This is a genomic window from Vibrio sp. SBT000027 (assembly GCF_963894355.1).
In the GTDB taxonomy this organism is placed as follows: Bacteria; Pseudomonadota; Gammaproteobacteria; order Enterobacterales; family Vibrionaceae; genus Vibrio; species Vibrio splendidus.
On the sequence record NZ_CAWQGD010000001.1, the window covers coordinates 679079 to 703855 of the forward strand.

Sequence of the window (24777 nt, forward strand, 5' to 3'; positions counted from 1 at the left end):
AAAACACTAAATAGAAAAGGCCGGAAGTTCGTAAATGAGCTTCCGGCCTTTTTGATTCTGAGACTAATTTAAAAATTAATCGTAGATCGTTGGGATTGATTGACGCTTGTGCTGTGTTGCTTTGTAGATGCCAACTAAGCGATCGGATACGTCTTGAGAGACTTCTTTGCCTTCAAGGAAATCATCGATTTGATCGTAAGAAAGGTTCAATGCTGCTTCATCGGCTTTCTGAGGGTCAAGCTCTTCTAGATCAGCAGTTGGTACTTTCTTAACAAGTTGCTCTGGAGCGCCCAGCGTTGCTGCAAGCTCACGAACTTGGCGTTTGTTCAGACCGAACAAAGGTGCTAAATCACATGCGCCGTCACCGTGCTTCGTGTAGAAGCCAGTAATGTTTTCCGCTGAGTGGTCGGTACCGATGACAAGACCACCAACGTAACCTGCGATTTCGTATTGTGCGATCATGCGAGCACGAGCTTTCACATTCCCTTTCACAAAGTCGATTTTTGCTGAATCTGTTGGCAGCAGGCCTGTGCCTTCAAGAGCAACATGAGATGCAGCGTGAAGCCCATCAACACCGGCTTTAATGTTTACAGAAACGGATTGAGAAGGCTGAATGAAAGATAGAGCAAGTTGTGCTTCATCTTCATCTTTTTGCTCACCATATGGTAGGCGAACGGCGATGAATTGGTAGTTGTCGCTACCAGCGCTTTCATTCAGGCTATTAACTGCCATTTGTGCTAAACGGCCACAAGTTGTCGAATCCACACCGCCACTGATACCAAGGATCAGAGACTTGCAGCCTGACTGCTGAAGTTTCGTTTTGATAAAGTCCACACGACGAGTCACTTCGAAGTGAGGGTCAATTGAAGGTAGTACGCGCATTTCGTCACGAATTAACTGTTCCATTCGTATTCCTTTCCTGCAAGCAAATTAAAAATCTAGTGTTATCATACCTAAATCATCCGATTTAAAAACCTCTTTGCACAAGCTTAGAAAGAGAAGGCAGTAATAAATAATGGAAAAAATAGCCATTTTCGGTAGTGCGTTTAATCCGCCGAGCTTAGGGCACAAAAGTGTGATTGATTCGTTGGCTCACTTTGACAAAATTCTACTTGTTCCAAGTATTGCCCATGCTTGGGGAAAAGAGATGCTAGACTTTGATACGAGATGTCAGTTAGTTAACGCATTTATTAGCGATCTTTCACTGGATCAAGTGGAGCTTTCTTTGATCGAAAAGAGCCTATTTACTCCAGGTGAAAGCGTCACGACTTATGCAGTGCTCAGTGAACTCCAAAAGTTACATCGTGACGCTGAACTGACGTTTGTTATTGGCCCAGATAACTTCTTTAAATTCTCATCTTTCTATAAATCAGATGAGATTACCAAGCAGTGGTCTGTGATGGCTTGCCCTGAAAAAGTAAAGATTCGTAGTACCGATATCCGCCTTGCTTTGCAAAATGGGAGCAATGTTGCGAAATTGAGTACAAAGTCAGTTACAAAGATATTGCAAGATGGTGAACTGTATACAATAATGTAGATTCACTAATTTAAGAGGTCTGATGACTATGCTAAAGCGCGCGATACCAGCGACGATGATCATTGCAGCATGCAGTATGCCTGCTCACGCTGATTGTGATTTCTTTAGCTTAGATTCGATCATGCTGACTTCTGACGATGAAAATAACTGTTTAGACTTATCTACGAGCCTTGAATCCTTCGGTCAACGTATGATGGAGCTCAGCGGATTAAGCGAAGATGAACCTGAATCAACGGCAGACTATTGGTCTGATTGGGTTATTCAGAGCAAAGATGCGCCTCTATTAACTCAAAGCCTTGAATCTAACTACGTTGGATTAGGTATGTGGTTCCCAGAAGATCTCGAAGATGATCAGTATGATATGTCGACAGAAGAGTGGTTGATGAATCATGGCCTTCAATTAAGTATTGGCTTTGGTGATAAAGTAGAAGGGCAACCGCGCATGCGATTTGATTACCGTTGGCATGACTCACGAGACGCTGACCTAATGATGCAGGTTGAATTGCCGTTCTAGACCGTTAGGTTATTAATCGATGCTAAGAATTAAAAAAGCCGCAAAAACTGAGTTTTTGCGGCTTTTTAGTATCTGGTTTGTTGCTTTCATATTAGCTATAACTTATCGCTAAGCTATAAATCTTCACCAAAAACAAGCATGCACAGCTGTTCAAACTCTTCTTCTTTGCCTGAGAACAAATCATCAATCACAAGTGCACGTTTCTGACCCGACTGCATACGTTTCTTTGCCTCGCGCATTACCATCACCAAGGTGTGTTCTTGCGGTAGGTTCGAGTCATCGATGTTCCACTGATTGAATCGCTGAGACAAAGCACTTTCGCAAAGCAGTGGCTTAAATGCCAACACTTCTTGCTTGAGAACAGAAAGCATATCTTTAAACGCTTGCTCCGTATTATTGGCATTTGAAGAGCGAGCTTTGGTTAGCTCCAACTTTTCCAGTAACGCAGAAGAGAGGTTGGTTTGCGTGATGTATCCTGCTTGTCTCGGGAATGAGTCGGTCAAACGAACTGAGAAATCGACACGATTAACCTGGGTGTTTGGAAAGTAGGTCAGTGATGTTAGGCAGTCATATGGAATCCATACACTCTGGCCTGGCTCGACGGCATACTCTTGTTTACCCAGCTTTATCAAAACCAAGCCACTTTGAACCGATACAAGGCTATGTTTAAGTACTTTCTTGCGAGGTGTGATCACCAAGTGTGAAAAGTAAGCCGATGTATATTCAATAGCGAAGTTCATAGATAGTACCTTAATTTTGGGGCGTCAAGATTACCGTTAATTTTCAAGAATGCCAACAATAACAGGGTATTTTCAATCTTTCTGGTCTGACCTTGTCAAAAGTATGGACTCTGTAGCTGCGAGAAGTCAAAACAACGCGTAGAATGAGCCAGATTTTTATTATTTGAATTAAAAAATGACCTCTCCGACCGATCCATATGTTGATATTCGTCCTTACGGCGATGATGAAATTCCAGCGGCACTAAACCGTCTTATTAATGATGAAGAATTTATCAGTGCGATTCTGCACTATCGTTTTTCAAACCATGCGTCTTGGTTTAAAGCATTAATGAGCCCGATCTTGCGCGTTTACTTGAAAATGAAATGGAGCAAGCTGACCAGCGTTGAATCCATTCAGATTGAAGTTAAGAAATACTTGCGAGATACATTAGCGAAAACCACGAATGGTGTGACATACACAGGTGTAGAGTCACTGGACGCTAGTCAAGCTTACCTGTTTATTTCAAACCACCGTGATATTGCTATGGATCCGGCGTTAGTTAATTACGCATTGCATCACAACAATCACCAAACTTGCCGAATTGCAATTGGTGACAACTTGTTGAAGAAACCATGTGCGACTGAACTGATGCGCCTTAATAAGAGCTTTATTGTAAAGCGTTCTTTGAAAGGGCCGCGTGAGATGATGAAAGCACTAGGGCAGTTGTCTTCGTACATCAAGCATTCTTTGGAAACGGGTAACTCTATCTGGATCGCTCAAAAGGAAGGCCGTGCAAAAGACGGCAATGATTTTACTGAGCCAGCAATCTTGAAGATGTTCCACGTTGAAGGTCGTAAGCAGAAAATTGCCTTCCCTGAATACGTGAAGTCGTTGAAGATCGTTCCTGTGTCTATTTCTTACGAAAACGATCCATGTGACATCGCGAAAGCGATCGAGCTTTTTGAAAAAGACGTAAACGGCAGTTACGAAAAGGGTGAATTTGAAGATATCGAAAGTATCATTCAAGGTATCATCGGTAATAAAGGACGTGTTCATGTTGGTTTCGGTCAGGTTATCGATCAAGATTTTGATACGCCTGAAGCGCTTGCTCAAGAGATCGACCGCCAGATCCACGACAACTACAAACTGTTTCCAGTAAACTTGCTGGCAGCGGAAAAAGAAGACGAGTCGATTACAGCAGCGGTTAAGCAGGAGTTTGAAGATAAACTATCTGGTTTGCCACAAGGTGCTCGTCAGTACTTGATCGACAGCTATGCGAATCCAGTGAAGAACATTGGTTAACGAGCGTTAGTTAGCTTGTGAGTTGAGTAGTAACTTGATTGAATTGAAAAAGGAGCCTTGGGCTCCTTTTTTGTTTCTGAATTACTACTACTGCTACTGCTACTGCTGTATTAGAGCTTTAGAGCTTTAGAGCTTTAGAGCTTTAGAGCTTCAGAGCATTAGAGTTTTAGGCTGAACTAGCGAGCGACAGCGCCACCAAGCTCTAGGCTGGTTGGCCACGTGGTAATCGTGTTACCACCGAGGTAGATATTACCTTTGACTGTCATGGTATCGGGAAATGTTGTAATCCCAGAACCGCCTATATATAAATCGCCATCAATCACTATCCCGTTTGGTAGCTCTGTCAAAGGCGTACGAATCACGCTCAGGTCGCCTTTCACTCTAAAGCCATTGGGCAGGCTCTGGAGGGGAGTATCCGTGAGGTTAATAAATCCGCCCACTCTCACACCTCTTGGCCAACTGGTAATCTGACTGCCAATCAAGTCGGCATAGCCTTTTATCTTCACTCCCGAGGGAACCCGCGAGAGTTGGCTGTTACCGCCTTTAAGACTTCCGTTTACTTCCAATCCTTTGGGTAGGCGGGTAATCGCAGTGTTCTCAATATTGAGGTTGCCATCAACGATTAACCCTGTTGGCAGTGATGTGTATGGCTTATTTCGTAAATATAAGTTTCCGTAATTATCCAGATGGTTCAATATTTGATACTGATCGAGTGGTTCAGCAGTCACATTTGTTATGGTTAAAGAACCAATAATAAGTGCAATTATTCGGAGCATAACAAGCTTCTTATTACGATAGACGTTAACACTATAAAGAAAAAATTATTCTCGCATAGTGTTTTACTCATTTGTTGGTAGGTAGAAAGGAATAAGAGACAATGAAAGGTAAATTTTCGGTTCGAATAAAGCATCAAATTCTAAAATGCTTTGTGATTCTGACCTCTGCGTTTTGTTCAATATCAGTAAGTGCTAATAAAATAATATCAACGCCTGCAAAAGCGGCAGTGGTTGTCACTCAGAGTACTTCACAGCAACGAGTTTGTTATTACAATGATAAGGCATATAGTGTTGGTGCTATCGTTGAGGTCACTAGTGTTTTGATTAAATGTGTGGCTGAAAATGACTTTGAGACCAATGGTGCTCTAGGTTGGGTTGAAATAATAAAAAAAGACGAGTAATAAACTCGTCTTTTAATTATATGAGCATAAGTGCTTATATTAACGCGCTAGAGAGCGAGTCTTAAGTTCGAAAATAATTTTCTCAGCGCTTACTTCAAATTTAAAGCGTGCGTGCAATTCTGTGCTGTCTTCAGTCATCTCTGATGCTTCAAATTCAACATTGCTAGACACCTGCTTTGCTAACTCAACGTACTTAGCTAATTCAGCTTCAATAAGTGCTTTGGAGTTGCCGTAAACCGTTACCTCAGCAACCTCGTCGCCTTCTTTAATGATGAAGCCAATTTCACCTGCGCAACCGCAAGCCTCACATACATCGTTGTTACCAATATCTTGGCTCATAAATAATCCTCTTACAAAGTCTGAGGTTATTCTAACGAGCAATTTGAACTGTATCTACAAAAATTAAAACCTTTGAACTAATTTATACTGGTATGCTATGTTGTTTGTTAAGGTGTTTAATGAATATCTACATTCGCGCCGATAAATATGTATGTGATTTACCTCACGTTTTGTTGAAAAGGAATGTTATTAATTTGTCAGAATATCATTCACTTAGTTGCGTCAGGAATGATTTTATAAGACTATCTATCGCTTGATAGGTATTTATACAATGAATTTTTCGTTGGGTATTTCATATTCGAAGTCGTTATTTAAAATTATCGACTTAGGATTGTAAGGTGATTTTCGAAGAATAATTAGACAAAGTGTCCAAAGAGACATCACTGTAAAATTGTTCGTACATAGTATTTGTGTGCATTTAGTTCTAAATACTTGCGAAAAAACATCTTGCTCACATAATGCTGATAACGATTTTCATTCTGACTTCATTTGATTGAGTTAGATGGATTTACAAAGAGAAGAGCCTGAATATGCCAAAGCGTAGTAAAGAAGATACAGAAATCACGATCCAGAAGATCATGGATGCCGTTGTGGACCAGCTATTGAGATTGGGTTACGACAAGATGTCATACACGACATTGAGTCAACAAACAGGCGTTTCTCGTACAGGTATTAGTCATCACTTTCCTAAGAAAACGGATTTTACTGCTGCTTTAGACGGTCGTATTTTCAAGATGTTTATGGAACACATTGACTTTGAAAATGGCCTTGACGCATTTTCAGCTAGCTGGGTTGCAGCACTTGAAGACGCTGAGTTCCTAGCAATTTTACGTTTACTTTTCCATCATATCGTTACTGCTGAGAGCGCTCATGAGTTCGCTGCAAACGGTATTGACCGTCTATACAAGCTGACTGAAACTCAGTTTGGTGATACTAGCGGTAAAGAACTAGAGTGGTTGATTGGTAAGTCATTGATTCGCATGAGTCAGTAATCAACACACGATAAAAGAAGCTCCTACGGGGGCTTTTTTTGTGTCTGAAATTTCTCTTTCTCTTTCTCTTTTTCTCTCGAACTCATATCGCTTCTGCTATCTTGCTTTGTGCCAAATGAAGTTATTTCTTTTCTTTTTATATGCTTACGCTCGAGTCTTACATTCCACCTCAATTGCGAAAAGCTTAGCAACACTAACTGATTATGTTTATTTCTAGAGCCTCAAACGCTCTGGGTGAGCCGTTTTGTAGCTTATTGCTATGGTTACTAACAAAATTGAGTTTAAGGCGAGAGAGAGGCTGTGAGCCAATAAAAAAGCCTCGACTAAATCGAGGCTTTGAATGGTGTCGGCGTTAGAAGGAACGAATACTCTAAATGCGCCAGTTTTTGATTGCGTTTATTGTGCGGGATGAACCTGAGGGAAGCTCATGGTTGGGTGTTTTTCGACGATACTTTTGTATCCGTATACGCCTTCAATCATTGACGGCTTTAGCGCCTCCCAGGGACTTCCATCGCAAACTAAGTGTCCATCCTTCAATACCACTAACCGGTCGGAATATTGAGCGGCTAGGTTTAAATCATGCAAAACTACGATAACCGCGGCATTGTGGTTGTCGGCGAGATCTCTCGCGATCTTTAAGGTGTTGTGCTGGTGGGCAAGATCCAGTGCTGATGTGGGTTCATCAAGCATCAAGATACATTGGTCACCAGAATAGTGAAGCTGGGTTAGCACTCGAGCCAAATGAACACGCTGTTTTTCACCGCCGGATAGTGAAGGGTAGAGCCTTTCACTCAGGTGAGTCACATCGGCAACATCCATTTTTTGACTAGCGATGTTGGTGAGGTTCTTGTTGGACTCTTGCAGAGGAATACCACCAAGCTCGACAACTTCATGTGCCAAAAATGGGAAGGTCAACGTACTGTGCTGAGGTAGCATAGCCAGATGCTTCGCCAATTTTTGAGAAGGCCACTTGTCTTTGGTGTGTCCAAAATATTGGATATCGCCGTTGCTTGATATCTCTTGGCACAAGGCTTTAAGTAACGTGCTTTTTCCTGCGCCATTTGGCCCAAGCAGTGTGGTTACCTTTCCAGCCTCAATCTCAATAGAAACGCCATCTAATATCACTTTGCTGCCGAACTTCACTTCGATATCGGTCGCTTTTAACGCTGAAGGAAACATTAAAGGATTCTCCCTTTCTGTTGAAATAGAAGGTACAAGAAGAATGGAGCGCCGATAATCGCGGTAACAATGCCCACAGGCAATTCTGCTGGTGCCAGTACCACGCGTGAGAACATGTCTGCGGCTGTTAGCAGTAGTGCGCCTAGTACTGCTGACAATGGTAAAAGAACTCGGTGATCTGGGCCTGCCAACATACGACCTAAATGAGGGATAACGAGCCCGATGAATCCGATCATGCCAGACAGGCTCACTGTGATACCAACGCCTGCGGCTGTCAGTAGAATGAGCTTTCGTTTGAGTTTTTGTACTGGAATGCCAAGGTGTTGCGCTTCTGACTCGCCTAAGAGCAGGGCATTCAGTGACATAGCTTGACGGTAAAAAACAATAAACAGTGCTACGAGCGTAACTGCAGCAAGCAAAATGCCTGACCACTTTGCTCCCGCTAGTGAACCCATCGACCATAACGAAAGATCACGCAGCATTTGGTCATCAGCGATGAAGTTCAAGAACCCAATACCAGCCCCAGAGAGCGCACTGATCGCCACACCCGCCAACAACATGATGGTTACTGAGGTTCCGAATTTACCCGTGCCCAGTTTATAGACCAAGAGTGTGGTTAAAGCGCCACCTAAAAAGGCAAACACAGGAACGGCCGCAAAATTCATGAAGGCCGGGTATTGCAATGAGAGTTCAGAGAAAAGAACAATAGCCAACGCTGCACCTAATGCCGCGCCTGCAGAGACACCGATGATCCCCGGCTCAGCAAGCGGGTTGCGGAATAGCCCCTGCATAACCGCACCACATAACGCGAGAATCGCGCCGATTAGCATGCACAAAATAGTTCTAGGTAAGCGAATCTCTTGAATCACTAAATTGATGTGTGGGGCTAAATCATTGTTTGGTTGGAGTAAGCTCGCTGCACTGTCAGCTAAGCTAATGTTCATTGGCCCAACGGTAATTGAGAACAGTGCGACGAAGACTAGGGTAGCCCCTAGGCCTAACATCGATGTTTTCAGTGGGACGGATCGTAGCAACATAAAGAGCCTCAATGTCTATCACCCGCTTCAATACTTCTCACCAACTTCGCAAAAAACGAGACGGTGATGAGCATTAAGCAAGCAACAGTGGAAATAGGGTAGTTGAGTTATAGCGGGTAGATAAGTTATAACGGATAGATAAGAGCGTTTAATCGCTTGGCTTCTGAAAGGCTTTCGAGGCCAAGTCCGCCAACTAATGCACTGCCTTTTACGGTAATGATTTGCTTATTCATGCCAGCAGGAGTCGCTGCTAACATAGGCAGCGATTTAAGAATGGCGTCAGCGCCGCCCATTTTTTGGTAGCTGCGGCCACTCACCAAGATGACATCAGGCTGCATTTCAACGAGTGATTCCATCGATAGTGGTTTGTAAGACGTCAGGCTTTTAGCCGCAGGGTTTACACCGCCAGCCAATTCAATGATCGCGTTTGGTGACGTTTCACCGCCAGCAACGTTCGCCGGGCGACCTTCATGCAATAATAAGAACAGAACTTTCTTCGCTTCGTTGTCGGGTACTTGGTTTGCTTTTAGTGCTGCAATCTTCTTATTTACTTCAGCTTTGACTTGTTGTGAGTGAGCTTCGGTGTGGGTAATTTTTGCGATTTGGTCGATACGCTTTAATAACCCCTCAACGTTTGCTTCGGTATTGACGATCTCGACATCGACACCGGCAGATTTCAATTGAGAAATCGCGTTGTCAGGTCCCATTTCATCTGAGCCGATGAGTGTCGTTGGCTCTAAAGCAATCAAGCCTTCTGCTGAAAGGTTTCGGTGGTAACCAATCTTCGGCAGGTTCTCTGCTTGAGGGAAATGGCTGGTCACATCAATCGCCACTAACTGCTCTTCAGCACCTAGAGCTAAAACCAATTCAGTCACAGCACTGCCCGCACTTATGATTCGAGGTTGTTCTACGTCATTGGCCATTGCCGTTGGCGCAGTCAGTGCCAAGCTCATTGCAGCTACTGAAAGGAGATGTCTCTTAGTCGTTAATTTATTGAGCACGTTTAAGTTGTTCATAATCATTTCTTTATATTATCTACTTGTTTCGCGAAGATTCTCAGTGAGCAGTCCGTTCGCATTGTGAGTTCGTATCGATAGAGAGGTTTAGCTCTGCTTCTTTGGTGTTAGTCATCAAGAGCCAAACTTCATGAAAATAGAGAGTTGTTCTAGCCATCTTCAGTGAGCAATTGAGTCGCTGGTATTCCGTTCTCTTGAAGGAAAGACAGCAATTTCACTAGGTTCTCAACGTTGGCGGCTTTATCTGCACCAATGATGATCGGCTTCTTGTCTGATGTGCCTGTTTCTTCTAGCAATGCAATCTTGAAGTTTTCCCAGTCGATGTACTCTTGGCCGTTAATCGCCCAGTAGGGTTCGTGGTCTAAGATATTGACGCTAATCGAATCTTTATGAACTTCAGAAACGTTCTTAATATCAGAGCTCGGCAGTTCGACTTCTAATGACTCCAACTTCACCGATGCTGTCAGCAGCAGGAAAACCATCACGATAAAAATGATGTCGAGCAGCGGTGTTAAGTCCGGAGCTAAACTTTGTGTTTGAGATGAGTGGGGCGTTTTAATCATGCTTGTCTCGCATCACCGACAGCGACTTTGTTTAATGATGAATCTTTAGTTTCGTCAGACTGATTAGTTTGAATCGACATGCCTTCTAACCACACATTCACATAATTCAAAGTATGTTCTAGCTGCGCCAAAACCCTATCGGCCCAAAGTCCAAGCAGTTGAGACCCTGAGATCGCAGGCAGTGCAATCATCAAACCTGCAGCTGTGGTTCTCATTGCTAAGCCAAGGCCGTCAGCTAGATCGTTAGGTGTAATACTTCCGGTGGTAGCAGCTACACCTTTGAACATCTCGATAAGACCAAGCACCGTACCAAGCAAGCCAATTAGTGGACTGATCACGCCGATTAAACCAAGCAACCTTAAACCTGCGTGCAGCTGGTGGCGTTTTTCTTGTAGCCAGATGCCTGCCGCATCTTCACGTAGTCCTTTCGAAAAAGAGTGGTGAGCAAGCAACATCGAGACGCCCTTGTACAGCAGCGGTCGTTTACCTGAAATAGACTGAGCGAGAGCCTCAATCTCTTTGCTGTTGGTTGGCGAGATCTGATTGAGTTCACGGCGAATGGCGCGTTTGCCAACACCAATGCTTAACATCACTTGGAAGACACGTTCAGCGATGATCATTGCGGTTAATGCTGAACAGATAAGAAGAGGCCAAGTCATTAAGCCAAGTTGATCTTGTAAGTAACTGATTTGTTGCATGATTATTCCAACCTAAAACGAACAGGTAGTTGTACTCGGTGAGCAATCGCTCGACCATTGACAGTGTGGGGTGAGAACTTCCATTTTTTAATGGCGTCTAAAGCGGCGTTGTCGAGTATTAGTACGCCTGATGAATTTACTAATGCTTGCTTAATTTGTTTGCCTTCCGCGTCTAACCAGACCTCATAAATTGCGACCCCTTCAATACCACGACGTCTTGCCTGTCGAGGGTAAGTCGGGGGAGTAGGGGGAGCTGAAAACGAAGGCTTAGTGACTAGCACAGGCTCTTGGTTTGATACGCCTTGGTTTACTTGCTGAGGTTGGTTGGCAGACTCAGCAAGATTTCTATCGACTTTCTTGTCGGCCAGCTTTTCTGGTTGAGGTGTTGGTTTGGACTTTGGCTCTGGTTCTGGGCGTTCTTTCTTAACGACCTTTTTCTCTGTCTTTGGTTTCTTTTGAATCGGCTTCTTTTCAACAACCTTTTTCTCAACTTTCTTGGGTTGAGGCTTATTGGTGATCGCTTTTTTCTTTGGCGTCGGTTTGGCTTGCTTTGGCTCAACGGCCTTGGGTTCGACAGGTTTAGGTTCAGCTTGTGAGACCGTTTCTTTGATTGGTTCTGGTTCAACCGGCTCCGTGATGGTTTTTTGTTGAGCTGGAGAAGGCGCGCTCTTGGGAGTGAAGTTGATCGATACCGTGTTCGATTGGCTACCTGCAGGCATCGCGAATACTTTGGATTCTTGAGCAACAAATAATAGCGCCGCATGAATCACTAACGATGCACCGCCTGCAATAACATATCTAGGAACGTCCATACTCAATCCTTTACCAAATCCAAAATCTGTATCGGATTATTGCCTAGAATCTAAATAAGATCAATTATCAATTGCATTATCATTTGCGTCTATTTATGATTATTTCAGTTTTAGCGAATAGTCTTCCAGACTTTGCTATGTAAGTGTTTAGAGAGATTATATGAGTCTTAATATCTATAAGTATGACGAATCAATCTTGGGTGTTTCTAGCCCTGATCCGCTTCGTTTTGCGTTTGCTAAAAAGCATTCTGCCCATGCCGGAGGAAGTTCAATACCGGTCGACCCGAGCAAGAAGTTGGAGCTCTTTGATGAACTGATGCTGAGTGAAGGGAAGAAACAGGATAAGCGCTGCTTGTATATCCATATTCCTTTTTGTCGTGTGCGTTGTACGTTCTGCAATTTCTTCCAAAATGCCGCCAGCCGCAAATTAGTGGATGAGTATTTCGATGCGCTGATGGTTGAGCTAAAGCAAAAAGCCAAAACGCCTTGGGCTCAGTCTGGACTATTTCATGCTGTCTATATTGGTGGCGGAACACCTACCGATTTGTCTCCTCAACAAGTAGAGCAGTTAGGCAAGGCTATTCGCCAATATTTCCCACTAGCAAACGATGTGGAAATGACCTTGGAAGGGCGTATCAATCGCTTTGGCGACGAGATGTTTGATCGTGCGCTTGAAGGTGGTTTCAATCGCTTCTCATTCGGAATTCAAAGTTTTAACACTCAGGTTCGACGCAGCGCCAAGCGCTTAGATGACCGTGAAGTGGTGTTGGAACGTATCAGTGCTTTGAGCCGTACCGAGCAAGCTCCCATCGTTCTGGATTTGCTGTACGGATTACCATACCAGTCTATGGAAGTGTTCCAACAAGACTTAGAAGATTACATGTCTACTGGTGCTCACGGTATTGACCTTTACCAACTGATTGTTGGGGGTAATGCTCCTATGCTGAATCTCGTTGAGAAAGGAAAAATCCCACCACCGGCCAATACGCCAGATAAGGCGAGCATGTATTTGGCGGGTGTTGAGTTCATGGCAAAAAATAAAGTGAAGCAGCTAAGCGTGAATCACTGGACTCGTGATAATCGAGAACGCAGCATTTACAACAGCTTAGCGAAAACCTATGCCGAAGTTTTTCCGATTGGTTGTGGCGCTGGTGGCAACATTGGTGGCCACGGTGTAATGCAACATCGAACTTTAGACAGCTACATGGAGTCTATAAAGCAAGGTCAATTGCCTATTGCCATGATGACCAAGCAAAGCTCATTAGAGCCAAGCTTCTCTTCATTGAAGGCAGGTTTTGATTCTGGTGTTGTTAGAAGAAGCACATTACCGACCTTTATGGGACAAGACACGTTCGATTATCTGAAGCCTCTGTTCTCACATTGGGAAAAGAATGGTCTGGTTGAGCTTTCAGAAGATTATCTGAGCCTGACTATTGCTGGCAGCTTCTGGGCAGTAAGCCTAGCGCAGAGTGTAATTCAAGTGCTTAACGCTGAATATCAAGCGATGCACCCAGCGCCGAAAGTGTCAGGTTCGGGCGTTCACCCGCATGCAAGCTTGAAGCACGCTTAATATCGAATTTTTAGTTTATAACTTACGTAAATTACTCGTTTATACGGAACATATTCAATGACAGATACAACATTAGAAATGACAGAAACTCTAGAACAAAGCGTAGCTCGAATTTTAGAAGAAGAGCCAAAACTACTGCCGACAGCAATTGCTGAGAAGCTAGGTGTTTCAGAGGTTGAAGTAGTAGCAGCCTTTCCAAGCGACATGGCGGTAATGCTAGATGGCAGCCGAGCTCAAGAGATTCTAGAAGGTTTAGTGGGTTGGGGTCCTGTGACCACAATTATGCATTCATTTGGCTCAATCTTCGAAGTAAAGGCGCCGTTCCCTAAAGGCAAAGTAGCACGTGGTTACTACAACCTAATGGGCAAAGAGGGCGAGCTTCATGGCCACCTGAAACTTGATAACGTTAAACAGATCGGTTTGGTGAGCAAAGCGTTCATGGGTCGTGAAAGTCATTACTTCGGTTTCTTCAGTGAAACGGGCGAGAACATTTTTAAGATCTACCTAGGCCGCAATGAAAAGCGTGAGCTTATTGCCGACCAAGTAGAACGCTTCAAAGCACTAAAAGAACAAGCTTAAGCACGATTAACGGCAAGCTGAACTAAGGTTGCCAACTCGTTTAAACAGTACATCAATGCTCGAGGATCGTTTAGTTCGCCAATGATCGCTCAACCTCGGGCAAAAATAATAAATCAGAGAAAGTGAAGAAAGGAATTACCCATGGAACAGCAAGTAAAACAAGAACGTCTACAAGGTCGCCTAGGTCCAGAAATTAAAGAATTTCGCCAAGAGCGCCGTACCCTTCAACTTGCAACGGTTGATGAAGAAGGTCGCCCGAACGTAAGTTACGCGCCTTTCGTTCAGAACCAAGAAGGTTACTTTGTTCTAATTTCTGATATTGCTCGTCATGCTCGTAACTTGAAAGCGAACCCTCAAGTCTCTTTGATGATGATTGAAGATGAAGAGAGCTCGAAGCAGCTTTACGCACGCAAGCGTCTAACGTTTGACGCGCAAGCAAGTGTTGTTGAGCGTGAAACGGAACTTTGGACTCAAGTGATCGGCCAGATGCAAGAACGCTTTGGTGAGATCATTGATGGTTTGAGCCAACTTCAAGACTTCTCTCTATTCAACCTTAAAGCAGAGAACGGCCTATTCGTTAAAGGCTTTGGTCAGGCATACCAAGTGTCTGGTGATGATCTGGTGGACTTCGTTCACCTACAAGAAGGCCACAAAAAAGTATCTAACGAGTAATCTCGTTTAACTGATTTCTTCAGGAGCCCTCCAATGTGAGGGCTTTTTTATGTCTAAATCAAAGAGTTTGGTATATTGGCGTTTGATGACTATTTATGTGTAAGGATCGGTACGTGAAACCAGTAAGTCGAGATTGGGACGAGTTCTGTTACCCATTTATCTATGAAGACAGCCCTATCTGTGATTTTGAGATTTTGTCGGATGAACTTTGTTGCCGAGTTGGATTGGTGTTGTCTTTAGAGCTAGAGCCTCAGGTTCGTGAGATCCTGCAACGCTTGCAGCCAAACATCTACCATTTGAATGGCTCTGTTCGCGGAAAACTCGCCATTACCGAGTCTGAATTGGTCGAGCTCAAGCAAGATTATCATCACATTCGCGATCAGCTAGAAGGTGGTTTCAAAGGGTTTGTTTTACCCGGCGGACATCGAGTGTCCAGCGAACTTCACTTGTGTCGTTGTCAGGCTAAAAAAGTCGTGCGAGCACTGGTGAGCATTGAACATCATGAAAGCAAAAAATCGCCAGACCCGATTCTTTTCAAATACGCCAACTTAGTCGCGAACACACTCTATGCATTGGCGTCTTTTACCAATCATGTCAATGAAGTTGAAGAAGTGGAATTTGTGAGTAAGAGCTATTCTATGCCAAAGAAATCTTAAGGAAGATCTCTACATTGATTCATATTTAATAACTAATATCTAATCCTTAAGAAGCTAAGAAGCTAAGAAGCTAAGCCATTAAGCATGATGCTAGGTTTAGCTTCCAAAATAGCATCTAAGCAGCCGTAGATGCTTCGTTTAAGACTTTTGCGCCGCGTAGCATGGCTTCGATTAATTCGCCCGCATTGAACTTCTCAAGCGCTTCATGTGCACCCACCTGATTGGCTCGGTCGACACAGATTTCACTGGACAGTGAGGTATGCAAAATACAGTAGGCATGACTCAGTGCGCTGTCATTTTGTACTTCAAACGCAAGCTCATAGCCATCGAGTCCAGGCATCTCAATATCACTCACGAGAAGATCAATTGCTGTACCTTTTGCTGCCTCGCCTCGCATTAGGTCAATAGCATCTAAGCCGTTATTACAAATGCTGTAAGGGATGTTGATGCTGTCTAAGGCATCTGATAGCTGTTTCCGCGCGATTAAAGAGTCATCAACCAATAAGATATTCAGCGCTTTAAGACGCTCCCTTTCTACATCGGTCAGCATTGGAATATGTGCGTTTTCATAAGCCGGGTAGATCTTAGAAAGTAATAACTCCACGTCGAGCATTTGCACGATACGATCTTCAAAACGCGTAATACCCGTCACAAACACATTACGACCCACGCTGGCGGGTGGCGATTCAATGCTTTTCCAATCACATTCAATGATTTTATCAATCGAACGAACCAAAAAGGCCACTACTGTTCTTAAACAGTCGGTGACGATGAGCACACAATCTTGGTATTCAGCGGGTGTTATCGGTCGAAAGCCAATCGCTGCAGACATATCAATGACTGGAACGGTAAGATCGCGGATGGTCACCGTACCAATCACGTGATGATGGGAGTATGGGATTTGAGTCATCGGCTGAAAAGGCACTATTTCTCTTACCTTAAGCGTGCCAATCGCAAAACTTTGAGTAAGGGATAATTTGAACATCAACATTCCCTGTGACTGACTCGCTTTACTGATCGGTTTGGCCATAAGTGGCTCCTACTTAATACGCGCTTAATTTATAAGGATTAATTTAAAGGGAAACAGGGGTATCGGCAAGTCACTATACGGTTTTTAGGGGCTTTAAGGCAGTTGTTTTCGGTTATAGAGTGAAGATTGGCAGTTCTTGGGTTAAAATCACGCTAAACGCGCGCTGTCGATGGTTTTATGTCGACAAGTCGTTAGCGATAAACAGAATTACAACAGTCAGTTCACTAACGATGTTCTAAGCAACCGTCGTAAGTAAACTGACCGCAACACACTGAGAATTATCATGGCAAGAACAGCAGCAGCGCTTCATATTTTGGTGAAGCATAAAGAAGTAGCAGAAGACATTATCAAGCAGCTTAAAAAAGGCGCTAAGTTTCAAACGCTAGCGAAGAAGCATTCAACGTGTCCATCTGGTAAAAAGGGCGGCGACCTAGGCGAGTTCAAAAAAGGTCAAATGGTGCCTCAGTTTGATAAGGTTTGTTTCTCTGGCGAGACGCTAGTACCACACCTTGTAAAAACAAAATTTGGCTGGCACGTCGTGAAGGTTCTTTACAGAACTTAGTCATAAATATGTGTTAGATTGAATAAAAGGAGCGTATATACGCTCCTTTTTTGTCACTTTTTTGCGCATTTAAAAGCACTATGGCTGAGTGTTCATCCCGGACGTTATGCGATAATTGGCACTACGCCCTTGACTATCCGCCGTGACTAATCGGTGGGAGGAGGAGGGTTTTTAATGAGTAACTCATATAATAAATACCATTCTTAAGGAAATTTATGCAGCTTTGCCTTTTAGCCTTTGTATTTATCTAGAAAGCTGTAAACAAGTTTGGTAGGAGAACAACATGGATAGTTCAGCTATGTTAAGCAACCCAGCGACAGATGTGATTTTGCATGCCTTTGACTGGTGCTACGCTGACGTAATGAAGAACGCCCCACTGATCCAAGAATTGGGTTATAAATCTGTTTTAGTATCACCGGCAATGAAATCACTGCGCGGCCCTAAAGGTTGCGACCGTGATTCTGGCACCCAATGGTGGCAGCGCTATCAACCACAAGATTACCGTGTGATTGATAATCAGTTGGGTGACACGCAAGATTTCACTGCGATGGTGAACACGTTAAAGCAACACGGGCTTCGTACCTATGTGGACGTCGTGTTTAACCACATGGCCAATGAGTCGGGTATCCGTGGCGATTTAACGTATCCAAATCAGCAAGACATGGCGTCTTATCAAGAAGATGCTGACTATTACGAATCCATACGTTTGTTTGGCGATCTTTCTAAGCCTTTATTTGATGAAAACGACTTTGTTGAAGCGTTTGGTATCAAAAACTGGAAAGACACTTGGGAAGTGCAGAACGGACGTATTACCGGTGGAGTTAGTGACCCTGGCTTGCCAACGCTGTTAGACAACGACAATGTGGTCGCGCAGCAGAGAGCTTACCTAAAAGCCTTAAAAGAGATTGGCGTGAAAGGGTTTCGCATAGACGCAGCGAAACACATGACACTGTCACATCTACGCAAGGTGTGGACTGATGATATCTGCGAAGAAATGCACATCTTTGGCGAGATCATTACTGATGGTGGTGCGACCAAAGAAGAGTATGAGTTGTTCCTTGAGCCTTACCTCAAACACACTCGCTTAGGCGCTTACGATTTCCCTCTGTTCAATACCATCTTCAAAGCCTTTGAAGAGCAGGGCAGCTTTAAATCTCTGATCAACCCTTACTGTTTTGGTCAGGCGTTATCGAATATGCGAGCAATCACTTTTGCCGTCACTCATGATATTCCAAATAATGAAGTATTTTTGGATCACGTAATGGGTGAAGTTGACGAGCGGTTAGCTCACGCCTTTATTCTTGGTCGAGACGGCGGTGTGCCGCTTGTTTACAGTGAACTGAGTACCAGCGGCATTCTGGATCAGAACGGTCAGCCTCGTTGGCTTAACGATTGGCAAGCGCCTTACATGAAAAACATGATTCAGTTTCATAACCATGTTCATGGCGAAGCGATGCGTGTGGTTGAGGCAAATGATGATTTGCTGGTGTTTGTCCGTGGCGACAAAGGCATTGTGGTGATCAACAAGTCGAAGCGAAGTAAAACGGCATCACTGACTTGGACTGGTACAGTAACGGATTTGTTGTCTGGTGCAGTGTTTGATTGTGTCGATAAGACGCTAACCATTCAGGTTGAATCTAATCAGTGCATGATGTTGACGACCAATGAGTTCGAACCTGTGATGAGTTAAGTCTGATCGGTTAGAAAGAGAAGTCGAAAAAAGAAAGACCCGTTTACTAGCATCTAGTAAACGGGTCTTTTGTTTTTTAGGTTCTTGGCGGAATGCTGATTAAACTATGTGTTGGTTAAGCTAAGCGCTGATTAACACAAATTTCTGTTAAACCGTAAACTTGTTCAATAGCTCGTCTTGTTGGCGAACATTGTCAGTTTGTACCTGCATTGCCGTGTTTGCTTCTTGAGCCGCGTTGGATACTTGTGTTGAAAGGTCTTTGATCTTAACTGTGTTGTTGTTGATCTCTTCCGCTACTAAGCTCTGCTCTTCTGCTGCTGAAGCAATCTGAATATTCATATCAGAGATACGCTGAATCGCGTCACGGATGCGGTCAAGTGAAGAGTTTGCTTGCTGAGCACGTTCAACGGCGTCAGTGGCTGTGTCTTTACTTTGGTTCATCGCGTTCGATACTGAGCTTGCACCCGCTTGGAGTTGCTCGATCATGTTGCGGATTTCAGTGGTCGATTCTTGAGTACGTTGTGCCAGAGTTCGAACTTCGTCGGCTACGACTGCGAAACCACGGCCTGATTCACCAGCACGCGCCGCTTCAATCGCTGCGTTCAATGCGAGTAGGTTAGTTTGGTCTGCAATATCGTTGATTACTTTAAGAATCGTTTCGATGTTGGCTGTTGCTGATTCCAGTACTTGTACTTCTGCAACCGCTTGGTCGATACGAGCTGAAAGGTTATCAATCGCTTGAGTGGTGTCACTTACGACAGATGTGCCGTCTAGCGTTGCTTCGTCTGCTTCACGGGCTGCCGCTGCTGCGCCTTGAGCGTTGTTTGCTACTTCTGTTGCAGTCACTGCCATCTCGTTCATTGCAGTCGCTAATTGCTCTAGTTCCTGCAGTTGCGTGTTCATCGCGTTTGCTGATTCGCCTGCACCTTTAACCGTGATTTCAGTACCACGCTTAATCTCAACACCAATCGCTTTTGATTGAATGATTTGGTTTTGCAGGTTTTCAGTAAAGGTATTAAAACCTTTTGCTAGGTCAGAGAACTCTTGGTCTGTGTTGGTATCTAGGCGCTTAGTTAAGTCACCTTGACCGCTCGCCACATCTTGAATTGCTTGGTTAAGCACATCAAGTGGACGCATTAACACACGAATCAAAACAGTCAGTGCAATGATGCTGAGAATAACCGCAATCAACGAGTAGATCATTGAGCTGTTTTTCAAATCTTCAACGGTTTGGTAAGCGATCTCTTCATCAAGGATAGCACCTATGTACCAATCTTCACTTGGGATGTGAGTGAAGTTCACTAGGAACATCTTGCCGTCGACTTCAATTTCTTGAGAGCCTTCACGAATGCTTGCTTGTGGCATGTAGCTTGAAAGCATTTCGCCATTGTTTTTCGCATTCGGGTGAGCAATCGTTGTACCGTCAGCAGTGACTAGGAATAGGTAGCCGGCATCGAACAAGTTCACTTGGTTTACCAATGTCGCAAGGTTAGTCAATTCTAGGTCGTAGAACATACCTGCCGTGAAGCGGCCGTTGTCTTTAACGGGAGTGCCCACTGATATGATGACTTTCTTGCTTGATGCATCCACATAAGGAGCGGTAACAACTAAACTGTTTTTGGATTTAGCATCAATGTACCAAGGGCGAATTCGTGGATCGTAATCAGGACCCGCTTCCCAACCGTCATCATTTTCAATAACGAAACCGTTTGCTTCGTAACCAAAGCCAACCGCTAGGAAGCTGCTTTTAAGCTTTGGCTTTTCTAATATTTCTTTTACGTAAGTACGATCTTCAGGGTTGATCTCGATGACTTCAGTCGTCGATTGAGCCAACGCTTTCTTGGCGTTCATCTCTGATTCGACGGTATTTTTAACGCCAGAGACCATTTCTTTCAGGCTTGCATTGACGTGGTTTTCTACAGCACTTCTTACAGTGTAAAGTTGTTGTATTGAAAGCAATGATACTGTCACTAGCAGCAAGGCTGATGATGCAGCAACCACCTTATGGCTAAATTTCATTGAGTTTTCCCCTTCTCACAGACTTTGCGAAGACTAAAGTTAATCGTATTTTTGTAATTATATATATCGACTAGATTGAAATTTACTTGAGTTTAATTTCACAAAATAGACTACAAAAATACAACAACCCACACAATGCAAAATTCACTTATTTACATATTTGCTACTTTTGTTATTTGGTTCAATGAGTTGAAGAATTGGTTTAATCGGAGTGTAAGAGCATTAAGAATGTATTAATTTAGCGTTTATGTGTGTTGTTTTCTATTCTCAGACGAGAAGGAAGGTAAACAGATATGAAATTAAATGATATGCCAATTTTATATATTGGCTGTATTTTTGTCAGGTAGGTGAATGTATTTTAAGCGGGTAGGGAATGTATTTACTGGCAATAAAAAGCCCCACAAAAGTGAGGCTTTATAAAATAGTTCTTAATTACGCTATATCAGTAGGGTCTAATTTAGAATATTAGATGTGCTACACCAGCGATAACCGGAAGTGTAATTAACGTACGCAGAATAAAGATAATAAACAGTTCGAGGATGTTCACTGGAATCTTACTGCCTAGAAGCAGAGCGCCTACTTCAGACATGTAGATCAGCTGAGTTACCGACATTGCTGCAATAACAAAGCGAGTCATCTCGTTGTCGATAGAAGCGGCAAGAATCGCAGGAATAAACATATCCGCAAAACCAACAACAATCGTTTCAGATGCTGCAACCGCTTCAGGAACACCAAGTAGCTCTAGGAATGGAATGAAAGGTTGACCTAGGAATGAGAATACTGATGTGTATTCCGCAATAACCAGTGCCATCGTACCAAGGCCCATCACCACAGGCAGTACGCCAAATACCATATCCACGGCGTTACGGATGCCTTCAGCAAATACTGACTTAGCAGACTTAACTTGTGATGCTTTGTTTACTGCTAGCTCAAGACCCCAAGAGAATGTTGAGTGACCTGCAGGGATCGCGTCAGCGTCTTTGTGAGGCTTGCTGCCATCAATGAAGGTGTCTTTCTTCATGCTTAATGGCGGAAGGCGAGGGATGATTACTGCAGCCACAATACCCGCTAAACAGATTGCTGCGTAGAAAGGCAGGAATAGGTGCTCTAGCTCTACTTGAGCAATAACCACAAGACTGAACGTGATAGATACTGCAGAGAAAGTCGTACCAACAACCGCAGCTTCACGTTGAGTGTAGAATTTCTTTTCGTACTGTTTGCTTGTAAGAAGGATACCAACGCTGCCGTCACCCAACCAAGAAGCCATACAGTCGATAGCACTACGACCTGGCAGGTTGAAGATTGGACGCATCACTTTACTTAGCAAAGTGCCGAATAGTTCTAGCAGACCAAAGTTAAGCAGCAGTGGCAGTAGTAAACCTGCAAAGATAAATACTGAGAACAGTGTTGGAAGTAGCCCTTCTAGGACTAAGCCACCAGTGTTTTCTTCCCAGATAAACTCAGGGCCTACTTGGAAGAAAGCCATGAATGCTGCAGCACCACCGATCAGACGAACCAACAACCACAGTGGAGATGGATTGAAAAGGCCGTTCAAAAATGAGTTCGATGTAATGAATGCAGGCTTGAAAATGGTGCTTAAAACGGAAGCTACAGACATGAAGGCAACGATTGCAGTGATAATAGCAACTAGAGACTCACCGAAAACCGCTTGAATTGATTTAGCTAGAATAGCGACAGGGATCGTTAGATCACCTTGGTAGCTGATTGGTGCCATGAAAAGGAATAAACCAATCAGAGATGGGATTAAGAAAACCCAGAAACTGCCTTTAGATTTCTCTGGTTGAGCAGTATTCGTGTTGTTAGACATGTTAATTGTTCTCGTATTTCTACATGTAAAAAAGCCACATCCTTGGCGTTTTTATTCTCTAAACATCCGTATTTTCTCATTGGCTGCAAGATTACCCAGTATTGATAGTGCTTGCAATACTATTCATCAAATATCGCTAACTATTCACACTGGTTATTCTGCAACTCATTAAGAGTTTAGAATAAAGTGTTGCGGATGTTACGTAACTTGAAGATATATTGCCAGATATTTATAAATTGACTGGAGTTTCAGTTCGATAGGTCAGGTAGAGCCAGTAGCTAAATGCGATAATGAAGGCGAAAGAGGCAGGGAAAGCCAGCGCCAAAATTTCAAAGCGCTGGAACAGACAAGCACCGCTTAAACCACCAAACAGAAAGCCAACCACAATGAACATCAGCAGTTTGGCTTTACGACGGTCAAAAGGCATCCCCTTTAAGCGAGCACCAATCATGATCCCAAGATCCGTGATGATCCCGCTCATGTGCGTTGTTCGAATGATCGCACCGCTGTAAGTCGTTATCATCGCGTTCTGCAAACCACAGGCTGCTGAAGCGAAGTATTGACCTGAAGTGTAGCCCTGTAACAGTGCCCAAAGTGCTAAAAATAGCAGCCCACCTTCAATACACAGAGCAACGCCGTAACGACGCCCTAACTTCAGTGCTTGATTCTCAATAAAGAACCCGCTGAAGGCTGCACCTAACATAAAGCTCATGATAATCAGTAAAAGATGTAAAGAAGCCGAAGTTGGTGTGAGCAGGCTACTGCCTAATAAAGACATGGTGCCTGAAATGTGGGAGATCGCTTGATGCTGAAAGCCGAGTAAGCCAATCGCATTAACGCTGCCAGCAAGGCCTGCTAGCAGCAAAGCGCCGTATTCAACCCAGCGAGGTAGCTTAGAAATCATGTGGTTCACCCTGGGTTAAAAAGAGGAGCAGATTATAACGCTAGCGAAAAGATACGCTAGCGCTGTGGTGCGTTGATATTTGATCTTAGGCAACAGTATTGCAGTTTGTTCTAATGCTGTTGCTTTATCGAGATAAAGGTCAGTAACAGGCTAGTTGTAGTGACTCATTTGATGGTCAAATTTGACCCAGCCGTGTTTGCGTTCTTCGTAGACTGAAAAGCTCGGTAGCGGAAAGTCTTGCTCTTTAAATAATCCGAGCGGGACGATATAAAAATCGGCAGCAGCAACAGATTGTAAGAGCATGGTGGTGCCACACTTAGGGCAAAACTGATAGGTCACTTCACTGCCCGTATCACTGATGCGTGAGAAAGAGGTGACTTCTCCGTTTAATGTGACTTGTTCTATTGGGAATCGAGCCTGAACACCAAACACACTACCGGTGCGTTTCTGACATTCATAGCAATGGCATACAGAGGTTCGTTGAGGCTCGCCTCTGCATACTAGGTTGACTGCTCCACAGCGGCATTCGCAACTTCTGATATTTCTATCTTTAATATGATTGATATCCATCCATGCTCCACTTCTGGTTAACCCTGTATTGATAATTATACTAAAGCCCTTTATGGTCTGCACAACTGGATGAAAACAAAAGAATATAATTGCTCATGAAAAAGAAAATCTTACCTATACCTCTGATTTTACTGATTCCAATTGTCATGCTGGTTGTGGTGATACTGGCGGGTATTTATCGCTTTAGCTTAAGTGACGAAGAGATCTTGGCGAAGTTTCCTTCTTCTCAAGTAAGTTATGACCCTGTTGTAGAAACCGTTTTTGATTTGAAGACGACCAACCCATGGACAATTAAAGTACCCGAAACCAACGCGTACGCTTTTATTAATGAAGTCGATGAACCTAGAGCTATAGCCTTTGGACGCTATGACTCGGGTGTTGAGCGTGGTGTGGTAACGGTAGACACCAACAACCTTTCAGCCGTCACGTTGGGCAAGGCGAGTTTCTTTGTCGCACCGATGTGGGTATCTAACCAAGGCAGTGGCGTGTTCTATTATCTTGGCTTGTTTAAACATGACCAGCAGCGAAGCCGTGTCGTGCTAGTCGACCAGCTTTTTCTAGGCGATAGAGTGCAAATTCAGACTTTAGAGGTCGCTCAGCAGCAAGATTTACAATCCGCTAGCAAACAAACAGGGGAAGGTTTTATCGGCTTTACTCAGCATTCTGCGGAACAATCCTTTGCAGAATCCCCTTCTGAAAAGGTGTTAATGAGCTTTTCTTTTGATACGCAATCAATTGGTAAGCAATAACGTTTTCGTTAATGCAAGGATCTGTTGTTTATGTGAGCTAAATTACATATTATCTTAATTAG

27 protein-coding genes are annotated in these 24777 nt (G+C 43.7%); 12 read left to right on the forward strand and 15 right to left on the reverse strand.

The genetic code is table 11. The features are described from left to right. Window positions 1-75: 75 nt before the first annotated feature. Entirely contained in the window at window positions 76-906 is an 831-nt protein-coding gene (nadE, locus tag AACU28_RS02845) for an ammonia-dependent NAD(+) synthetase (RefSeq protein WP_121602300.1), read from the reverse strand. Window positions 907-1015: 109 nt separating this feature from the next. Here nadE and AACU28_RS02850 point away from each other — a divergent pair, with 109 nt between their 5' ends. After that, window positions 1016-1537 carry a nicotinate-nicotinamide nucleotide adenylyltransferase gene (locus tag AACU28_RS02850; RefSeq protein WP_017081421.1) on the forward strand — a complete coding sequence of 174 codons (522 nt, stop codon included), beginning with the start codon at window positions 1016-1018 and terminating at the stop codon, window positions 1535-1537. 22 nt (window positions 1538-1559) lie between these two features. Then, window positions 1560-2051, forward strand: coding sequence for a hypothetical protein (locus tag AACU28_RS02855; protein WP_004731883.1), 492 nt, complete (start codon window positions 1560-1562; stop codon window positions 2049-2051). 113 nt (window positions 2052-2164) lie between these two features. On the opposite strand, the gene AACU28_RS02860 is transcribed toward AACU28_RS02855, so the two are convergent. Further along, window positions 2165-2791: an AraC family transcriptional regulator gene (locus tag AACU28_RS02860; RefSeq protein WP_121602301.1), complete on the reverse strand. Its 627-nt coding sequence runs from the start codon at window positions 2789-2791 to the stop codon at window positions 2165-2167. A gap of 175 nt (window positions 2792-2966) precedes the next feature. Between AACU28_RS02860 and AACU28_RS02865 the strand changes: the two genes are divergently transcribed. Further along, window positions 2967-4073, forward strand: coding sequence for a 1-acyl-sn-glycerol-3-phosphate acyltransferase (locus AACU28_RS02865; RefSeq protein ID WP_029222283.1), 1107 nt, complete (start codon window positions 2967-2969; stop codon window positions 4071-4073). Window positions 4074-4249: 176 nt separating this feature from the next. On the opposite strand, the gene AACU28_RS02870 is transcribed toward AACU28_RS02865, so the two are convergent. Further along, window positions 4250-4849: a hypothetical protein gene (locus AACU28_RS02870; RefSeq protein WP_102458308.1), complete on the reverse strand. Its 600-nt coding sequence runs from the start codon at window positions 4847-4849 to the stop codon at window positions 4250-4252. 101 nt (window positions 4850-4950) lie between these two features. On the opposite strand from AACU28_RS02870, the gene AACU28_RS02875 reads away from it, so the two are divergent. Next, window positions 4951-5250, forward strand: a complete 300-nt coding sequence (locus AACU28_RS02875; protein ID WP_121602302.1) for a DUF1496 domain-containing protein — start codon at window positions 4951-4953, stop codon at window positions 5248-5250. Window positions 5251-5289: 39 nt separating this feature from the next. Here AACU28_RS02875 and AACU28_RS02880 read toward each other — a convergent pair whose 3' ends face one another. Continuing rightward, window positions 5290-5589 (reverse strand): YfcZ/YiiS family protein, encoded by a 300-nt coding sequence (locus AACU28_RS02880; RefSeq protein WP_004731876.1) that lies wholly within the window; start codon window positions 5587-5589, stop codon window positions 5290-5292. 530 nt (window positions 5590-6119) lie between these two features. Here AACU28_RS02880 and AACU28_RS02885 point away from each other — a divergent pair. Continuing rightward, complete coding sequence (locus AACU28_RS02885; RefSeq protein WP_004731875.1) at window positions 6120-6581, forward strand: TetR/AcrR family transcriptional regulator; 462 nt, start codon at window positions 6120-6122, stop codon at window positions 6579-6581. 396 nt (window positions 6582-6977) lie between these two features. Here the strand turns inward: AACU28_RS02885 and AACU28_RS02890 are convergent, their stop codons facing one another. The 6 genes from AACU28_RS02890 to AACU28_RS02915 all read right to left on the reverse strand — a co-directional run bounded on the left by AACU28_RS02890 (window position 6978) and on the right by AACU28_RS02915 (window position 11886). Next, window positions 6978-7760 (reverse strand): heme ABC transporter ATP-binding protein, encoded by a 783-nt coding sequence (locus AACU28_RS02890; RefSeq protein WP_121602303.1) that lies wholly within the window; start codon window positions 7758-7760, stop codon window positions 6978-6980. Further along, window positions 7760-8797, reverse strand: coding sequence for a FecCD family ABC transporter permease (locus AACU28_RS02895; RefSeq protein ID WP_029222281.1), 1038 nt, complete (start codon window positions 8795-8797; stop codon window positions 7760-7762). Before AACU28_RS02895 ends, AACU28_RS02890 begins: the two co-directional genes overlap by 1 nt. 125 nt (window positions 8798-8922) lie before the next feature. Continuing rightward, the gene (locus AACU28_RS02900) at window positions 8923-9813 is read right to left on the reverse strand and encodes a heme/hemin ABC transporter substrate-binding protein (protein WP_121602304.1); all 891 of its coding nucleotides are present in this window, start codon (window positions 9811-9813) and stop codon (window positions 8923-8925) included. A 149-nt stretch (window positions 9814-9962) separates the two neighbouring features. Beyond that, window positions 9963-10376, reverse strand: coding sequence for an ExbD/TolR family protein (locus AACU28_RS02905; protein WP_017077389.1), 414 nt, complete (start codon window positions 10374-10376; stop codon window positions 9963-9965). After that, entirely contained in the window at window positions 10373-11074 is a 702-nt protein-coding gene (locus AACU28_RS02910; RefSeq protein WP_017087354.1) for a MotA/TolQ/ExbB proton channel family protein, read from the reverse strand. The genes AACU28_RS02905 and AACU28_RS02910 overlap by 4 nt, the downstream gene beginning before the upstream one ends. Before the next feature lie 2 nt (window positions 11075-11076). After that, entirely contained in the window at window positions 11077-11886 is an 810-nt protein-coding gene (locus AACU28_RS02915) for an energy transducer TonB (RefSeq protein WP_121602305.1), read from the reverse strand. A 160-nt stretch (window positions 11887-12046) separates the two neighbouring features. Between AACU28_RS02915 and hutW the strand changes: the two genes are divergently transcribed. From hutW to AACU28_RS02935, 4 genes are all read left to right on the forward strand, one after another. After that, a complete protein-coding gene (hutW, locus tag AACU28_RS02920) occupies window positions 12047-13456 on the forward strand; it encodes a heme anaerobic degradation radical SAM methyltransferase ChuW/HutW (RefSeq protein ID WP_121602306.1) in 1410 nt (469 codons plus the stop codon). Window positions 13457-13513: 57 nt separating this feature from the next. Further along, window positions 13514-14035: a heme utilization cystosolic carrier protein HutX gene (gene hutX / locus AACU28_RS02925; RefSeq protein WP_102511094.1), complete on the forward strand. Its 522-nt coding sequence runs from the start codon at window positions 13514-13516 to the stop codon at window positions 14033-14035. A 141-nt stretch (window positions 14036-14176) separates the two neighbouring features. Next, on the forward strand, window positions 14177-14707 hold the full coding sequence (gene hutZ, locus AACU28_RS02930) for a heme utilization protein HutZ (protein WP_004731858.1): 531 nt from the start codon (window positions 14177-14179) through the stop codon (window positions 14705-14707). A 113-nt stretch (window positions 14708-14820) separates the two neighbouring features. Then, window positions 14821-15363 carry an ATP:cob(I)alamin adenosyltransferase gene (locus AACU28_RS02935; protein ID WP_054541822.1) on the forward strand — a complete coding sequence of 181 codons (543 nt, stop codon included), beginning with the start codon at window positions 14821-14823 and terminating at the stop codon, window positions 15361-15363. 115 nt (window positions 15364-15478) lie between these two features. Here the strand turns inward: AACU28_RS02935 and AACU28_RS02940 are convergent, their stop codons facing one another. Further along, a complete protein-coding gene (locus tag AACU28_RS02940; RefSeq protein WP_017077393.1) occupies window positions 15479-16393 on the reverse strand; it encodes a chemotaxis protein in 915 nt (304 codons plus the stop codon). Window positions 16394-16676: 283 nt separating this feature from the next. On the opposite strand from AACU28_RS02940, the gene ppiC reads away from it, so the two are divergent. Further along, window positions 16677-16955 (forward strand): peptidylprolyl isomerase PpiC, encoded by a 279-nt coding sequence (gene ppiC, locus AACU28_RS02945; RefSeq protein ID WP_004731852.1) that lies wholly within the window; start codon window positions 16677-16679, stop codon window positions 16953-16955. 283 nt (window positions 16956-17238) lie between these two features. Next, complete coding sequence (locus AACU28_RS02950; protein ID WP_108093424.1) at window positions 17239-18645, forward strand: alpha-amylase family glycosyl hydrolase; 1407 nt, start codon at window positions 17239-17241, stop codon at window positions 18643-18645. 147 nt (window positions 18646-18792) lie between these two features. Here the strand turns inward: AACU28_RS02950 and AACU28_RS02955 are convergent, their stop codons facing one another. The 4 genes from AACU28_RS02955 to AACU28_RS02970 form a co-directional block, all read right to left on the reverse strand. Then, window positions 18793-20664: a methyl-accepting chemotaxis protein gene (locus AACU28_RS02955; protein WP_017081913.1), complete on the reverse strand. Its 1872-nt coding sequence runs from the start codon at window positions 20662-20664 to the stop codon at window positions 18793-18795. 457 nt (window positions 20665-21121) lie between these two features. Then, complete coding sequence (locus AACU28_RS02960; RefSeq protein ID WP_004731847.1) at window positions 21122-22492, reverse strand: YjiH family protein; 1371 nt, start codon at window positions 22490-22492, stop codon at window positions 21122-21124. 229 nt (window positions 22493-22721) lie between these two features. Further along, a complete protein-coding gene (locus AACU28_RS02965; protein WP_004731845.1) occupies window positions 22722-23396 on the reverse strand; it encodes a YoaK family protein in 675 nt (224 codons plus the stop codon). Window positions 23397-23546: 150 nt separating this feature from the next. Then, the gene (locus tag AACU28_RS02970) at window positions 23547-24029 is read right to left on the reverse strand and encodes a GFA family protein (protein WP_017077401.1); all 483 of its coding nucleotides are present in this window, start codon (window positions 24027-24029) and stop codon (window positions 23547-23549) included. 32 nt (window positions 24030-24061) lie between these two features. On the opposite strand from AACU28_RS02970, the gene AACU28_RS02975 reads away from it, so the two are divergent. After that, window positions 24062-24715 (forward strand): hypothetical protein, encoded by a 654-nt coding sequence (locus AACU28_RS02975; protein WP_065207010.1) that lies wholly within the window; start codon window positions 24062-24064, stop codon window positions 24713-24715. The last annotated feature ends 62 nt before the right edge of the window (window positions 24716-24777 follow it).

Coding starts and splice junctions, on each gene's coding strand:
- nadE (WP_121602300.1), bottom strand. CDS start 906: ATGGAACAGTTAATTCGTGACGAAATGCGCGTACTACCTTCAATTGAC.
- AACU28_RS02850 (WP_017081421.1), top strand. CDS start 1,016: ATGGAAAAAATAGCCATTTTCGGTAGTGCGTTTAATCCGCCGAGCTTA.
- AACU28_RS02855 (WP_004731883.1), top strand. CDS start 1,560: ATGACTATGCTAAAGCGCGCGATACCAGCGACGATGATCATTGCAGCA.
- AACU28_RS02860 (WP_121602301.1), bottom strand. CDS start 2,791: ATGAACTTCGCTATTGAATATACATCGGCTTACTTTTCACACTTGGTG.
- AACU28_RS02865 (WP_029222283.1), top strand. CDS start 2,967: ATGACCTCTCCGACCGATCCATATGTTGATATTCGTCCTTACGGCGAT.
- AACU28_RS02870 (WP_102458308.1), bottom strand. CDS start 4,849: ATGCTCCGAATAATTGCACTTATTATTGGTTCTTTAACCATAACAAAT.
- AACU28_RS02875 (WP_121602302.1), top strand. CDS start 4,951: ATGAAAGGTAAATTTTCGGTTCGAATAAAGCATCAAATTCTAAAATGC.
- AACU28_RS02880 (WP_004731876.1), bottom strand. CDS start 5,589: ATGAGCCAAGATATTGGTAACAACGATGTATGTGAGGCTTGCGGTTGC.
- AACU28_RS02885 (WP_004731875.1), top strand. CDS start 6,120: ATGCCAAAGCGTAGTAAAGAAGATACAGAAATCACGATCCAGAAGATC.
- AACU28_RS02890 (WP_121602303.1), bottom strand. CDS start 7,760: ATGTTTCCTTCAGCGTTAAAAGCGACCGATATCGAAGTGAAGTTCGGC.
- AACU28_RS02895 (WP_029222281.1), bottom strand. CDS start 8,797: ATGTTGCTACGATCCGTCCCACTGAAAACATCGATGTTAGGCCTAGGG.
- AACU28_RS02900 (WP_121602304.1), bottom strand. CDS start 9,813: ATGAACAACTTAAACGTGCTCAATAAATTAACGACTAAGAGACATCTC.
- AACU28_RS02905 (WP_017077389.1), bottom strand. CDS start 10,376: ATGATTAAAACGCCCCACTCATCTCAAACACAAAGTTTAGCTCCGGAC.
- AACU28_RS02910 (WP_017087354.1), bottom strand. CDS start 11,074: ATGCAACAAATCAGTTACTTACAAGATCAACTTGGCTTAATGACTTGG.
- AACU28_RS02915 (WP_121602305.1), bottom strand. CDS start 11,886: ATGGACGTTCCTAGATATGTTATTGCAGGCGGTGCATCGTTAGTGATT.
- hutW (WP_121602306.1), top strand. CDS start 12,047: ATGAGTCTTAATATCTATAAGTATGACGAATCAATCTTGGGTGTTTCT.
- hutX (WP_102511094.1), top strand. CDS start 13,514: ATGACAGATACAACATTAGAAATGACAGAAACTCTAGAACAAAGCGTA.
- hutZ (WP_004731858.1), top strand. CDS start 14,177: ATGGAACAGCAAGTAAAACAAGAACGTCTACAAGGTCGCCTAGGTCCA.
- AACU28_RS02940 (WP_017077393.1), bottom strand. CDS start 16,393: ATGGCCAAACCGATCAGTAAAGCGAGTCAGTCACAGGGAATGTTGATG.
- ppiC (WP_004731852.1), top strand. CDS start 16,677: ATGGCAAGAACAGCAGCAGCGCTTCATATTTTGGTGAAGCATAAAGAA.
- AACU28_RS02950 (WP_108093424.1), top strand. CDS start 17,239: ATGGATAGTTCAGCTATGTTAAGCAACCCAGCGACAGATGTGATTTTG.
- AACU28_RS02955 (WP_017081913.1), bottom strand. CDS start 20,664: ATGAAATTTAGCCATAAGGTGGTTGCTGCATCATCAGCCTTGCTGCTA.
- AACU28_RS02960 (WP_004731847.1), bottom strand. CDS start 22,492: ATGTCTAACAACACGAATACTGCTCAACCAGAGAAATCTAAAGGCAGT.
- AACU28_RS02965 (WP_004731845.1), bottom strand. CDS start 23,396: ATGATTTCTAAGCTACCTCGCTGGGTTGAATACGGCGCTTTGCTGCTA.
- AACU28_RS02975 (WP_065207010.1), top strand. CDS start 24,062: ATGAAAAAGAAAATCTTACCTATACCTCTGATTTTACTGATTCCAATT.